The organism is Bdellovibrio sp. ArHS (genome assembly GCF_000786105.1).
Classification (GTDB): Bacteria; Bdellovibrionota; Bdellovibrionia; order Bdellovibrionales; family Bdellovibrionaceae; genus Bdellovibrio.
Genome location: NZ_JTEV01000006.1, coordinates 59,552 through 72,463, shown reverse-complemented (window position 1 = coordinate 72,463; position 12,912 = coordinate 59,552). Strand labels below are relative to the sequence as shown.

Genomic DNA, 12,912 nt, shown 5'->3' with positions numbered 1-12,912 from the left:
CTTTTTTATTTGCGATATTCGAAGTTCAAATGCGTGATCGCCTCTTTGATTTTTCGAATGGCAATATTTCTATCTGGTGTCGCCGTCCCCTGAATGATCGACTGATGCCGTCCCTGATAAAGATAATACAAGTAATCTTGCAAAGTCTCTTCCCGAATGTCGTCATGTTGAGGCGCCCGATTGCGAAGTTCTTTAAGCAATTCCGCAGCAAAAGCCAAAGTCGCGATGGCCGCGTTCCTGGGGTATTTTAAAGTACCTTTCGTCAGTTTATATTTTTCTTCGACCGAGTCGGGAATGTCTTTGATCTGCGTAGGGCCTCGGCTGTTTTCGTCGGTATCAAAACCGTTGCCTTTGGCGATCGAGACAAGCACGGGAATGGACTGCTTCAGCTGATACTTAAGGCTTTGGCCATAGTTTGTCTCTGGAGAAAGAACACCATACGCAAACTCTGCCAGCATATTGTATTCATCGTCCTCTAATTTAAGGAGTTGCATGAGCGATTCTTTTTCCTTTTCCAGGGTCCTCACATAAGTGCGTTTGAACTCATCGGCTTCGTCGACGCTATAAGTGATCTGCAAACTTTGCGGATTGAAGGGAGAGTAGTTGAAAGCCTCCCGGTTGCGCAGGACCTGTGCGGCATTAAAGGTCAGAATGTGATTGCGAATGCGGAATTTGTGGTCATCTGAAGCCGGCAGAACATAGACAAAGACACCCGAGGGGATTTGCAACGAGCCCTGAAACACGCTGCGAACCTGGGCATCTTTTTGCGCTTTCAAATAGTGGGTGCCAGAGCGCTGTCCTTCATAAACGTAAATTCCCGCGCCCCCCTGATCGAGTTCATCGCCGGATTTAACTTTGATGACAGAAGAAGTAAGCACTTCACCTTGGGCGGAAAAATAGGTCGCGACCTGCTTTTTTTTATCAACAATCACATAAGGGGCGTGATGAAACTTTTCGTGGGCCGTGCGAATGACACTTTGATTGTCTGTTGCATTGATCCTGTTTCTTTCTTCAAAATAGGCCCGAAAGTTTTGTGCCTGGACGGGCGGCGCCAGGACAAGTAATAGCAGTAGGGGTAGGGTAAAGAAGGTCTTTTTCATCATAAAAGAAGCCGTGCAAATATGCGACCTTCTGAGACTGAATCTATTGAATTTCGAGCGAAAAAAATGCCACGGGGTTAGTCACTATGACAATTCCGGTCGCTTTTTCGCGATCCGTGTAAAACTGTTCTACAGCTGGGATTGGCAGACATTTTCATAAGATCAAGCAGGATGTTCGCTATGCTCTCTGGACCGTGGCACAGCTCTCGCAATGCTTTTGAGTGCATATAAATAAAAGGAGAGAACTATGAAACTCAAAGCTATTGCCGGTGCCCTGTTATCTGTGACGACAAGTTTAACATCCCTTTCTGCCCACGCGGCCAGCATGGTCCTGGCGGTGGAAAAAGTGAGCTGTGGAGCCACTGTTTCCATTGAAAAGACAGAAGAGACCTTGTTGGTTCTTCGCCTGGACATCGCGAAGAACAACGTCTGTGGCAAACAAATGATCCTGGAAATCGAATCCCAGGATATTAAAGGTGTTGTGCAAAACACGGCGGGTTCCTTGGAACTCAATCCCCACATGATCGGTGATGTTTTGCCTATTAAGATCGGTGACGAAACCATCCTGATGAGACTTTCATCTTCCGCTCAAGCGCAAATTCGTACGGCCAACACGCGCAGTGATCTTCAGGCTAGTGCGAAACGCCAGGACGAAATTCAAAAGCGAGAAAAGGCTAAGGACGTTGCCACTGGTGCGGCGGCAGCCGGAGCCCTTGTTGTCGGTGGAGCGGCGGTAGCCGCCGCAGCTGCGGAACAGTCTGAAAGGTAATTTCTTAAAATGAAAAGTGCTCTACTCACTTTCTTCATTCTTTTTTCATCCTGCCTGGCTTTTGCCGGGCGGGCTGTTTCTTTTGAAGAGACTCAACAGCTTCAAAACAGTGCCTTGATAGATCGGTTGAATCTGATTCTGGCACAACGAGTTTCTTTGTTGAAAAATTGTTCCGCTTTTGACTTCCATGCTAAAGCGGTCCCATTGACGGGATACCTGTCGCGAACTTCCTTGGAAAGTCCTGAGATTCTTTCGCAGCAGCGAAAAATTATTTATGAACTTATTGGCGGCATTAAAAACTCTCTCAGCGTGGAACAAAAATGCCGTGGGACTGCGCAGATTCAGTCCATTCGCCAACCTTTCTTTTTCTCTGAAAATACTGAAAACGTCAGAAATCCTCTCAATCGCCTTTGGTGGAAAAGCCTAGAGCCTTCTTGTTATCGCGTTCGCCTAAAAGGGGAATTGTCGAACGTGGATTCCAACGCCTGCTTTGCCGGGGACCGTCTGGTTTTGAAACAATTTGAAAAGCTTCAGAAGCCATTGACGCCAACGTCTTTAGATTATTCTTATGCTCTTTTAGCAAAACTTTCTCGAACCGTTATCGGTGGCGAATTGAAGCTGGAAGAAGCGTTCCTAGAAGAGTTCCAGCAGGACAATCCGGCTTTGCTTCTATCGGCCTTAACCGTCATGGGCAGCAGTGGCCCTTCGGGTTTAACGGGCTGGTTACAGGGGATTGAGGATCGCCTTTTGGTGCAGGATTTGAATTCGCCAAAATCCAAAGAGCAGATCTTTGCTGAGTTTTCAGATTTACAAACCGCCAAATACAACTACATGGTCTTTCGCTCGTTGGTCGACAAGAATCAGATCAAAATCACTCTGTATGGCTACAGCGTGAATGATTGGAACAGGCACAATATCATGGCGGCCTTTTTAGGTTGTTCACAAAAAGCCAGTTTCGGCGCTAAGACGGCGTCCTTGGTTTATTTGACGGGCATGGCTTACGAGGCCAAAGACTTTGTTTCTCACTTGAAAGAGGGTGTGGGCTTTCTTCGCTCACGACAGAATTTTAAAGAAGATACCAATCGCTATAAACTGGCGGGTGCATTCGGCTATTCTATCTGTAAATAATTAGAAAACGAGATCCCCAAAAACAAAAGTGCCTGCGAGGAATCGTCATTGATAACTCACAGGCTAAGGGGAATGAAACCAATCCTTGTATGTATTGATACCTTCCATATGCACACCTCTGATTCCTCAGGTGACTCACCTTTGGCAGCTGGCTGGCGTGGACGAACCGACACCCCTCTAGCTTTGCGTCCCGCCGTTTCCGACGGTTTGCCTTGAGGCAAAGGAAGGATCTAAATCCTAACGAGTATAACCCTAGGAACCTCCTTATGAGTTATTCGATAGATCCAACCAGTTCATCATTTTTTTAAGAGGCCTGAACCCGGAACCTCTGCGTAATAATCCTGGTGACGCCTCGTCACTTCGGTGGTTCATCATGATGATCGTGAATACGATTCTTCATCTGTGTCCTCCTTAGCTGGCCCTAAAGCATTCACTTACTCGAAGGTAAGTCTTCCGAGCCCTGCGGTTTCAACTCTTTTAGGATAGCTCGACCAAAGTTTTATTTTCAAGGGGGGCACTTTCGATTCTCAAAATACGTCGGAATCCCGTTTCTGTCTGAGAAACAGCAAGACTTTTTGTTTTAGGATGAAACGATTTTGGCCAGAAAAAGAAGGTGAAGAGGAAGAAGACCTCTTCACCGATGAATTTTTTTAAGGAAGAATTTCGCGAATATTGTTGGCAATGGCCATGAACTCTTGCGCCTCAGCGCCGTTGCTGTTGGCTTCAACAATAGGAATGCCGGCTTCGCAAGCCAGCCCCACGGAAGGATTGAAAGGCACAGCTCCCAATTTCTTCATTCCTTTGGCGTGAGCATAAGTGTCCATTTCTCCCTTAGGGAACAATTGGATTTTTTCACCGTTCGCAGGATTGATCATATAAGCCATGTTTTCAACCATGCCTAACAAAGGCACACCCACACGCTCGAACATGTCGACGGCTTTTTTTACATCAAGCAAGGCCACGTTCTGCGGAGTGGAAACCACAACCGCGCCACTGACTGGAACCTTTTGGGCCAATGTCAGTTGAATGTCGCCGGTGCCAGGGGGAAGATCGACAACCAGATAGTCCAGCTCGCCCCAGTTTACATCGCGAAGAAACTGATCCATGGCTTTAAAAAGCATCGGGCCGCGCCATACGACAGCCGCATTTTCATCGACTAGGAAACCGATGCTCATCAACTTAATTCCGTACCGAGTGATCGGCTCAAGTTGGTTCGTTTCGGGATTGATTTGCGGCTTTTGTCCCAAAGTTCCTAACATGCGAGGAATACTTGGACCGTAAATATCCGCGTCCAGCAGACCCACACGGCTCTTTTTGCCTAAAGCCATAGCGATATTGGTCGCGACGGTGCTTTTGCCGACGCCGCCTTTGCCTGAAGAAACGGCAATAATATGTTTCACTCCGGGAATGGGGGTCTGTTTCTCGAATGGATTTGGTGCAGCCATGAAGGTGACTCCTTGATAAATTTAAGCTCCCAACGAATAATAGAAAGTGGATGAATAGCCAAGACTTTTTGACATTGAATTTAGTGGGAGCAGGAGCTTTTGTCTTCTGGTACTTGCTCTCGCGCGGGGGATCGCGCCGTCCAACGCAGCTCAATATGGCAGCGAAGGACAGCGCGCCATCTTTAATCACTTCTGAGGAGCCGCCTCAGACTCTCGAACCCTCGCGTCGTCACCCTGACGTAGAACATAAAAAAGTAAAGTCTTTAAATGTGATGTTTAATTACAATGGCCACAGCTGGGATGCGTACGAAGTTCTGGGGGTGCCTGCGGGAGCTTCCATCAAGTTGGTCACGGAAGCCTATCAAACAGCACTTCGGCGTTGTGACCGAGAATCCATCGAGTTCATTGAAACAGCTTACAAGACTATTTTGAATAAGTAGAGATTAGTTTTCGCGGGCAAACAGGCAACTGAAGCCCCGTCCGTTCTGGCTATGTTCCCAAAGAAATTTTCCCGTTTCATCAACGATCACCGTGTCTTCCTGGGAAAGACTGACAGAGTTGTTGTTATTCATGAAGATGATCGTCTGATTTTTATGAATCATATTTTCTGATTTTGTGACTTCCGAAAGAATGCGTTTTTGCCCGCGTTCGACTTTTTCAAGCTCGGTCTGCGGACCTTTATTAGCGTGGCAAAAGTGTTGAGTCCGAGAAGATGTGGTAGACACTGCATTCAGCGTGAAGCCCTGGCATTCCGCCACCCACTCAATGCGAGTCGGGCAATCGTCGGTGCCACTGACCAAAGAATAAAGGGCTCTTGCCGTTGGCTGAAGGCTTTGCGGCGCGCGCGCGATATCCGTCGGAGAACTCAGAAGTTTTCCGACCCAGATCAGTCCCAAAATGAGAAATAATGCGGCATTGCCTAGCATGAGGCTCCTTTGCATATCGTTTTCTAAAGCAAGGCGCGTGCTTTGTGGGAAAGGGCTGAGTTGGACTTGAAGTCGGTGTTCTCAAATTGAAATGTTGAACTTAGGCCTGGGTGACAAATTTAGTTCGTGGATTTTTTCGAAGGACGGGTCCAGATAAAAACCAAAACCGCGGCGCAAATCAGTCCTGCACACCATTTGGCGTAAAGGGGGACTGCTCCAAAGAAGAGCGATAGGCTGACCAGCGGCACCATTAAAGAAGTAGCCAGAATTTTGGCGCGAGGGCGTATCACCCCATGAAACTGCCAATCTAAAATCAGAGGACCCAAGTGCGGTTGATTGATCAGCCAACGATGCCAACGCTCGGAACTGCGGGAAAAACAAAACGCCGTCAGCAAAAGAAACGGCGTGGTTGGCAAGAGCGGCAGAAACACCCCCATCATCGCCAGCGCTAAAAAGAGCCAGCCCAGAACAAAATACAATGTTCGCTTCGTCTGTCGCATCATTTTGCGGGCACCGTCGTCGGCGGTGTGAAGTCGTCATCCAACTTGTGGGTTCTTTTGCTTTCCAAAGGAGAAAGCATTAAGTACAGCGCCGGCACGACGAACAAAGTTAAAAGTGTCGAGACAATCGTTCCACCGATAATGGAAAGGCCCATGGGAATGCGGGTCTCTGAGCCAATACCAGAGCCGATCACCAGTGGCAGAGCCGCCGCCACCGTCGCCACCGACGTCATTAAGATAGGGCGCAGACGGACGGGGCAGGCCTCCAGAAGCGCCTTGGAAATGTCTTTTTCCCCACGATGACGAACTTGGTTGGTAAATTCCACTAGCAGAATCGAGTTCTTTTTGGCGATACCCATCAGAACAATCAAACCAATAAAGCTGAACAGGTTCAATGAAATATCAAACATCCATAGGGCGACCAAGGCTCCCGTCACGCTGAAAGGCAAGGCGACCAACACTGAAATCGGATGAATGAAGGAATTGAACTGTACGGCCAAAATCAGATATGCGACCAAAATGCCGACCATCATCGCGGAATACAGACTTTTGAAAGAATCCGCAAAACCGGCCGAAGCCCCTTCCAAAGCGAAAGAATATCCGGCAGGAAGAATCTCTTTGGCGATCGCACTAGCGCGATCAAGCACCTGGGCCTGGGATTGCCCGGGAGACAAGTTCCCGAAGACCGAGATCGCTCTTTGTCGGTTCACGCGCGAAATTCCTTGAATCGCTTTTTCCTCTTTAATGTCGACCAACTGCGAAAGCGGGATGAGGTTGCCAAAATTATTGCGCACATACAGACGCTTGAAATCTTCGGGCTTTTGGATCTGTTCTTCTAAGAACTTAAAGCGAATGTCGTAACGTCTTCCGTCGGCAGTGTAGCGACCTTCACGCTGTCCACCCACGCCAGCAGAAAGAATTTTTCCGACATCTTCGACGGACACGCCTCGCGCGGCCATCGCACCTCGCTGAGGCAGAAGCACCAGTTCCGGAATCCCCATGCGGAAATCCGTGTCTAGATCCACCGCGAGCTTTTCGCTTTCAAGGCGCGCCATCAGTTCGTTGGATTTTGCGAAAAGGACGCTGAGATCCGGTCCGCGCAGATTGATCGCAAGCGGATTTTGCCGACCGGTGGAAAGATTGCGGGCCGAAATGTCGCGCATGGAGATGCGCATGTTCTTAAGTTTTTTAAATTCCTGGCGCCATCTGTTCATGATTTGCAAGTGTCCCTCGGCGCGCTCAGCGCGAGGCTTTAAGGCCACGGGAAGAAAGAACTGATTGACGTTTGAGCTTCCGCCGCCGCCGCCCACGGAAATCACAAAGCCTTCGACGTTGGCGTCTTGTTTAATGATCGCTTCAACCTTAGTCGCTTCAGCACTGGTTTTTTCCAGGGCCGTTCCCGGCGGCATCTGGCCATTGATAATGATGAAATTTTGGTCCTGGGCAGGAACGAACTCCTGACGAACTTTGCTGACCAGAATCAAGGAAACGACAAAGAACACCAAAGAGCCACCCACGATGACGTATTTAAAGCGCAAAGTTCCCTTAAGCACGCGTTGATAAGCGTGAGAGAATTTTTCAAAAAGAACATCTAAAAAATGTTCCAGTTTAGAAACTTTGGGTTCGGTGCTGAGCAAGGCTGCGGCTCGCATGGGAGTGATGGTGACCGCTTCAAGCAATGATAGTGAGACAGCGGCGCTCATCGTTACGCCAAACTGAAAGAAGAATTTTCCGATAATACCATCCATGAAAATCACGGGCAGGAAAACCGCGATGACCGCGAGGGTGGCGGCAATGGCTGCCGGCAAAACTTCCTTCGAGCCATCTGAAGCCGCGCGCGCCGAGCCTTTTCCCATACGATAGTGGCGCACGATGTTTTCCAAAAGCATGATTGCATCGTCGACGACAATCGAAATTGAAAGTGTCAAAGCTAAGAGTGTGAACAGGTTCAGAGTGAATCCGGAAAAATAAAGTATAATGAAAGTTCCAACGATGGAGGTCGGGATTGAAAACAAAATATTAACAGCGGCCTGAATGCTTCCCAGAAAAAAGAAACAAACCAGAATGGTGATCAAGGCGGCAACCCACAGCTTTTCAATCGTCAAGTGCACGGTGGCATCGGTCGGAAGGGTGAAGTCGACGTTCACTCGAAAGTTGAAGCCTTCAGGAAAGCTGCCTTTGATGGATTCCAGTTTTTTACGAACTTCCTGAGCCACCGTGACTTCGTTGGTGCCGCGTTGTTTTTTTACCGAGATTGAAATGGCCTGGCGCCCATCCACGCGGGCGACACGGCGAATGTCAGAAAGACCGTCTTCGACCCGTGCGACATCGCGGATATAGATATTTCTGTCATGGATGCGCTGACCACCGCGGCGAAGAATTTGGATATTGCCGACTTCATTGACGTTGGTGGCTTCACCCAGCCAACGCACGCGCAGTTCGCGTTCTTTTTCAGTGAATTGCCCGGCAGCGCTTTCGATGTGTTGAGAGCTAATAGCTTCAATGACATCCGCGAGGGTCAGGTAAAGAGCTTCCAGTTTTTTCGGGTCCACCCAGATGCGCAGATTTCTTTGACTGAAGCCCTGGATGCTGACCTCCCCAACGCCCGGTAAAAAGCGGATCTGATCCAGCAGGTAGTTTTCAGTCCAGTTGATCATCTCGCGTAGATCGGATTCGCCATAGATAGAGAGAATAATGATGGGATCTTCTTCAGGATTTTGTTTCCGGACGGTGGCCGGGTCCACGCCCGGAGGCCAGCGCATTCGGCTGAGGGCGGTTTGTACTTCCTGTAGAACCACATCGACGTTGCGATTGATGTCGAACTCCAGAGTCACTGAGCCAGAGCCTTGGCGGGCGGAGGAGCGCATTTCCTTGATGCCTTCAATAGCCAAAAGTCTTTCTTCGATGGGATCAATCAACTCGGCCTCAACAATTTCAGGAGCGGCACCTTCGTAATCGACAGAAACACTGATGACCGGAAAGTCGACGTCTGGCAATTGGCTGATCCCCATTCGGTTCATACAGATGGCGCCAAAAACAATAAGAGCAAACATCAGAACCCAGGCAAAGACGGGGCGGCGAATTGAGAGGTCTATCAAATTCATGGTGGTCCTTTCGCGCACGAATATTTTTACCTATAAAAACCGAGTGTCAATAGGCGGGCATCGGGCCGATGGAATTTAGACGGCGTAGGTGGCAAGTAGGTTCGAATTATTTTTTAAGGAAGTTTCATTTCGCTATTGAGCTTTGGCAGAGACGGGCTCTTTATAATCCGGCATAAGTTTCCCACGATGACACATGTAGCAGGTGGCCGCGGGGCCTTTTTTTCCGTCGAAGCCGTTTTCTTTCAACATTTGAGTCAGCTTCATATGTTCTTTGCTGACTTTGAAAGATTTTTTGGAATCATTGCGGAAATTTTGAACATTGTGGCACTCAGTGCAGGTCACGCCCAGTTCGCGGGATATGACAATCATCTCTTCGCGGATCTTTTCCTCTTTTGTAACAAACTTTGTGACAGATTCAGAGTGCGCCTTAGGTAAAAGGAGCAAAAGACCTAGTAGTAAAAGGGCATGATTTTTTCGGATGCACTGCATGAGATTAGCTTCGCTGACCTCAGGTCCTTTAGGCAAGCAGACCCTGTTTCCTTGACTGCTTCTGGACCAAATGTAAGAGTACATAACTGGTATTTCTTACCTTTTTTGGAGCCCAGCATGAAAATTAAGCACTGTGAAGACCTCAATACTGTTGTAAGTCTTAGCAAACGTCGTGGTTTTGTTTTTCAATCGAGTGAAATCTATGGGGGTCTAGCTAGTTGCTGGGATTATGGCCCTTTGGGTTCTTTGATGAAGTTGAATGTGAAGCGTGCGTGGTGGAATGCCATGACTCGTCGATCTGATATCGTGGGGCTTGATGCGGCTATTCTGATGCATCCCACGGTGTGGAAAGCCTCTGGTCACGTGGACGGATTCAGCGATCCTTTGGTGGATTGTAAAGAGTGTAAAACGCGCTTCCGGGCTGACAACACCGAATCTTATCTTAAAGACAAAAAGTGCCCGAACTGTGGTAGCAAGAATCTTTCTGAGGAAAGAAATTTCAACTTGATGTTCAAAACTCACATGGGTCCGCTGGAAGACTCTGCCAGTGTGATTTACTTGCGTCCGGAAACGGCGCAAGGGCACTTCGTGAATTTCCAAAACTGTCAGCAGTCCTCGCGTTACAAGATTCCTTTTGGTATTGCGGCTATTGGTAAATCTTTCCGTAACGAAATCACGCCCGGAAACTTTATTTTCCGTACGCGTGAATTTGAACAGATGGAAATGCAATATTTCGTGAAACCAGGAACGGATGAAAAATACTTTACCGAGTGGAAAGAGACCCGTTGGAACTTCTACATTAAATATGGCATTCGTCCCGAGAATTTAAAATTCAAAGATCACGATAAGCTGGCGCACTATGCGCGCGCGGCGGTGGATGTTGAATATAAATTCCCTATGGGTTTTTCAGAGCTTGAAGGTATCCACAATCGTTCCGATTTCGACTTGTCCCAACATTCGAAGTTTTCCGGTAAAAATCTGGAGTACTTCGACGAGGCGAACAAAGAAAAGTACATTCCTTATGTGATCGAAACAGCCGTGGGTTGTGACCGCCTATTCCTGGCCTTTCTTTGTGATGCTTATCGCGAAGAAATCACGACGGATGAAGCGGGTAAAGAAGATGTGCGCGTGGTTTTGGGTCTGCATCCTGATATCGCGCCATTTAAGGTTGCGGTGTTGCCACTGTCTAAAAAAGAAGAACTGACTTCGATTGCAGAAAAACTGCGCAATCAGTTGGCGGAAGACTTTGACGTGACTTACGACGAAACAGCGTCGATCGGAAAACGCTATCGTCGCCAAGACGAAGTGGGAACTCCTTATTGTGTGACAGTCGATTTTGATACGATCAATGATCAGGCTGTGACCGTTCGTCATCGCGATAAGATGACTCAAGAGCGAGTGCCAATGAGTCAGTTGAACGCCTACGTGGCCGCAAAATTGAAAACATTTAATCAGTAGTCCTTAGTGCAAGGTGCCGCCAGGTTGTTGCGGCGCCTTGTGATCTCAAAGTCGCTTGGGTGGCTTCTTTCACAGAAGCTGACACGACAGCTTTAAATCCCTTCGTCGTTCCGCGAACATTACAGATTAAACTGCCCGGCGTTTTACAGAATTATGACAAGTAAAAGTTAAGTTTTTGTAGTTAATAGGCCGTGTCAATGTGCATTTCGCTTTGCAAACCCCTAGACCATGGTCTGTAATCTTTGGCGAATACGTGAGTAAGTCGTTCTTACCACAAACATATTGGAGGGGAAATATGGAATTCCTAACGAAAGTTGCCCAAGCATTTGAACACGGTGGATTCTGGATGTGGCCGATCTTGCTCATCCAAGTAGCATCAATCGCTATTATCATTGAAAGAACTTACGCGCTTTTCGTGCGTCGCAAGTTGAATCAAACAGCATTTGCAATGGGCTTTGAAGAGTCTATTCGCCGCGGAGAAATGGATGCTGTGATCTCTAAAGCGCAAGCAGGTGCGACTGAAAATCCTGTCGCTCGTGCTATCGCTGCGGGTGCATTGGCTGCACGCAACTTGGGTGGCAAAGAAGAAATCCAAGGTAAAATGGACGAAGTTCTTCTTGAAGAAAACGGTCATCTTGATTACCGCACAGGTTTTTTGACGATGCTTGGTAACGTCGCAACTTTGACAGGTCTTCTTGGTACTATCACAGGTATGATCAAGTCATTCGCCGCAGTGGCATTCGCAAACCCAGCGGAAAAAGCATCTTTGCTTTCTGCCGGTATCTCTGAAGCGATGAATGCGACGGCTTACGGTTTGATCGCCGCGATCCCAGCTCTAGTTGCTTACGCAATTTTGCAGAACAGAGCGAATCGTTTGGCTGAAGATTTGAATCAAGGTGGTTTGAAAGTTTACAACTGGTTGAGCTACTCTTACGACCCAATGACATCTTACCAAATCAAAACCAACAAGTCTGAGCGCCACACTGAAGTGAATGCGTAAGCTTAAGAGGGTTTATGAAACACTCTAAAAAGCATTTGGATTTTGAAGTTAACCTTATTCCGTTCATTGACTTGTTGTCAGTGTCGATCTGTTTCCTGTTGATCACCGCTGTGTGGTTGAACGTGGGATCGATGGACGTGAAACAGGCCGTCGGTGGTCAGGCGCAAGAAGACACGAAGAAAAGTCCTCTTGTGTGGATTCGCATGACGCCTGCCGGAGACTTGGACCTTGAAGTGCAACAAAGCTCTTTGGTTCCAGCGGGTCTTCGTAAGTTTCGCGTGGCGCAAGTTGATAAAAAGGTGAATTACGAAGGTTTGGAAAAAGCTCTGACAAACTTAAAAGCTGTCGAGCCTTCTCTGAATACGGGTTTGATTCAGCCGACGGCAGCGACTTCCTACGAAGAAATTATCGACGTTATGGATCAGCTGAAGAAGAGCGGAATGAACGATTTAGGCGTTTCTCCTTTATAATGGGGGTTTTGTGATTTCTGATGGCATTTTAAAGACATCAGTCTTAACGGGGACTTTAGAGGGACACTCTATTATCAATCCTCGTGGAGCTAAAGGAAAACGCAACATCGCGGCTGATCTTCTTTTGACGGCCTTGATCGATGCGTTCTCTATCCTAGTGATCTTCCTTCTTATGAATTTCTCCAGCACTGGTGAAATCCTGATGATTGGCAAAAACCAGGAGCTTCCGAAGGCCCATCTTGGCGCTGTTTTGGAAAGAAATCCGGTAATCAAAATCGACGAAGGCAAGATTTACGTTGAAGATAAATTAGTCACCGCAGATACGATCACTGCGGAACTTTTGGAACTTCGTAAGAAGTACCAGGAGCTTCACCCGAATGAAGCCTTCCCGGGGGTGGCAACGATTCAAGCTGACCGCCGAGTGAAGTATGAGTTCCTGAACCAGGTCATACTGGGGATGAACCAAGCGGGATACAGCGATATTAAATTTGCAGTTGTGCTGAAGTAGTTTTAGGGACGGAGG

The 12,912-nt window shown here is 47.9% G+C and carries 13 protein-coding genes and 1 riboswitch; of the genes, 7 read left to right on the top strand and 6 right to left on the bottom strand.

Annotation, left to right across the window (positions count from 1 at the left end; translation table 11 throughout):
- Positions 1 to 5: 5 nt before the first annotated feature.
- Positions 6 to 1,103: a hypothetical protein gene (locus OM95_RS03345; protein ID WP_291515503.1), complete on the bottom strand. Its 1,098-nt coding sequence runs from the start codon at positions 1,101 to 1,103 to the stop codon at positions 6 to 8.
- 244 nt (positions 1,104 to 1,347) lie between these two features.
- Between OM95_RS03345 and OM95_RS03340 the strand changes: the two genes are divergently transcribed.
- Together OM95_RS03340 and OM95_RS03335 are read left to right on the top strand one after the other, a co-directional pair.
- Positions 1,348 to 1,869 (top strand): hypothetical protein, encoded by a 522-nt coding sequence (locus OM95_RS03340; RefSeq protein WP_041870272.1) that lies wholly within the window; start codon positions 1,348 to 1,350, stop codon positions 1,867 to 1,869.
- A 9-nt stretch (positions 1,870 to 1,878) separates the two neighbouring features.
- Positions 1,879 to 2,997, top strand: coding sequence for a hypothetical protein (locus OM95_RS03335; protein WP_041870270.1), 1,119 nt, complete (start codon positions 1,879 to 1,881; stop codon positions 2,995 to 2,997).
- 140 nt (positions 2,998 to 3,137) lie between these two features.
- Positions 3,138 to 3,219: riboswitch (cyclic di-GMP riboswitch) on the bottom strand.
- A 428-nt stretch (positions 3,220 to 3,647) separates the two neighbouring features.
- Here OM95_RS03335 and OM95_RS03330 read toward each other — a convergent pair.
- Complete coding sequence (locus OM95_RS03330) at positions 3,648 to 4,442, bottom strand: Mrp/NBP35 family ATP-binding protein (RefSeq protein ID WP_291515502.1); 795 nt, start codon at positions 4,440 to 4,442, stop codon at positions 3,648 to 3,650.
- Between the two features lie 50 nt (positions 4,443 to 4,492).
- Here OM95_RS03330 and OM95_RS03325 point away from each other — a divergent pair, with 50 nt between their 5' ends.
- Positions 4,493 to 4,882 carry a hypothetical protein gene (locus tag OM95_RS03325; protein WP_041870269.1) on the top strand — a complete coding sequence of 130 codons (390 nt, stop codon included), beginning with the start codon at positions 4,493 to 4,495 and terminating at the stop codon, positions 4,880 to 4,882.
- 3 nt (positions 4,883 to 4,885) lie between these two features.
- Here the strand turns inward: OM95_RS03325 and OM95_RS03320 are convergent, their stop codons facing one another.
- The 4 genes from OM95_RS03320 to OM95_RS03305 form a co-directional block, all read right to left on the bottom strand.
- Positions 4,886 to 5,368: a hypothetical protein gene (locus OM95_RS03320; RefSeq protein ID WP_291515501.1), complete on the bottom strand. Its 483-nt coding sequence runs from the start codon at positions 5,366 to 5,368 to the stop codon at positions 4,886 to 4,888.
- 119 nt (positions 5,369 to 5,487) lie between these two features.
- Entirely contained in the window at positions 5,488 to 5,871 is a 384-nt protein-coding gene (locus OM95_RS03315; protein WP_041870268.1) for a YbaN family protein, read from the bottom strand.
- Complete coding sequence (locus OM95_RS03310; RefSeq protein WP_041870266.1) at positions 5,868 to 8,972, bottom strand: efflux RND transporter permease subunit; 3,105 nt, start codon at positions 8,970 to 8,972, stop codon at positions 5,868 to 5,870. Before OM95_RS03310 ends, OM95_RS03315 begins: the two co-directional genes overlap by 4 nt.
- Positions 8,973 to 9,104: 132 nt before the next feature.
- A complete protein-coding gene (locus OM95_RS03305; protein ID WP_041870264.1) occupies positions 9,105 to 9,461 on the bottom strand; it encodes a cytochrome c3 family protein in 357 nt (118 codons plus the stop codon).
- A 117-nt stretch (positions 9,462 to 9,578) separates the two neighbouring features.
- Between OM95_RS03305 and OM95_RS03300 the strand changes: the two genes are divergently transcribed.
- From OM95_RS03300 to OM95_RS03285, 4 genes are all read left to right on the top strand, one after another.
- Positions 9,579 to 10,919 carry a glycine--tRNA ligase gene (locus tag OM95_RS03300; protein WP_041870262.1) on the top strand — a complete coding sequence of 447 codons (1,341 nt, stop codon included), beginning with the start codon at positions 9,579 to 9,581 and terminating at the stop codon, positions 10,917 to 10,919.
- A 295-nt stretch (positions 10,920 to 11,214) separates the two neighbouring features.
- A complete protein-coding gene (locus OM95_RS03295) occupies positions 11,215 to 11,919 on the top strand; it encodes a MotA/TolQ/ExbB proton channel family protein (RefSeq protein WP_041870260.1) in 705 nt (234 codons plus the stop codon).
- A 14-nt stretch (positions 11,920 to 11,933) separates the two neighbouring features.
- Positions 11,934 to 12,389, top strand: coding sequence for a biopolymer transporter ExbD (locus OM95_RS03290; RefSeq protein ID WP_041870257.1), 456 nt, complete (start codon positions 11,934 to 11,936; stop codon positions 12,387 to 12,389).
- A gap of 10 nt (positions 12,390 to 12,399) precedes the next feature.
- On the top strand, positions 12,400 to 12,897 hold the full coding sequence (locus tag OM95_RS03285; protein ID WP_041870254.1) for a biopolymer transporter ExbD: 498 nt from the start codon (positions 12,400 to 12,402) through the stop codon (positions 12,895 to 12,897).
- The last annotated feature ends 15 nt before the right edge of the window (positions 12,898 to 12,912 follow it).

Bases quoted from the DNA above. Each gene is read 5' to 3' on its own strand.
- OM95_RS03325 (WP_041870269.1), top strand. From the start codon at position 4,493: ATGAATAGCCAAGACTTTTTGACATTGAATTTAGTGGGAGCAGGAGCT.
- OM95_RS03340 (WP_041870272.1), top strand. From the start codon at position 1,348: ATGAAACTCAAAGCTATTGCCGGTGCCCTGTTATCTGTGACGACAAGT.
- OM95_RS03320 (WP_291515501.1), bottom strand. From the start codon at position 5,368: ATGCTAGGCAATGCCGCATTATTTCTCATTTTGGGACTGATCTGGGTC.
- OM95_RS03330 (WP_291515502.1), bottom strand. From the start codon at position 4,442: ATGGCTGCACCAAATCCATTCGAGAAACAGACCCCCATTCCCGGAGTG.
- OM95_RS03305 (WP_041870264.1), bottom strand. From the start codon at position 9,461: ATGCAGTGCATCCGAAAAAATCATGCCCTTTTACTACTAGGTCTTTTG.
- OM95_RS03290 (WP_041870257.1), top strand. From the start codon at position 11,934: ATGAAACACTCTAAAAAGCATTTGGATTTTGAAGTTAACCTTATTCCG.
- OM95_RS03310 (WP_041870266.1), bottom strand. From the start codon at position 8,972: ATGAATTTGATAGACCTCTCAATTCGCCGCCCCGTCTTTGCCTGGGTT.
- OM95_RS03315 (WP_041870268.1), bottom strand. From the start codon at position 5,871: ATGATGCGACAGACGAAGCGAACATTGTATTTTGTTCTGGGCTGGCTC.
- OM95_RS03335 (WP_041870270.1), top strand. From the start codon at position 1,879: ATGAAAAGTGCTCTACTCACTTTCTTCATTCTTTTTTCATCCTGCCTG.
- OM95_RS03345 (WP_291515503.1), bottom strand. From the start codon at position 1,103: ATGATGAAAAAGACCTTCTTTACCCTACCCCTACTGCTATTACTTGTC.
- OM95_RS03295 (WP_041870260.1), top strand. From the start codon at position 11,215: ATGGAATTCCTAACGAAAGTTGCCCAAGCATTTGAACACGGTGGATTC.
- OM95_RS03300 (WP_041870262.1), top strand. From the start codon at position 9,579: ATGAAAATTAAGCACTGTGAAGACCTCAATACTGTTGTAAGTCTTAGC.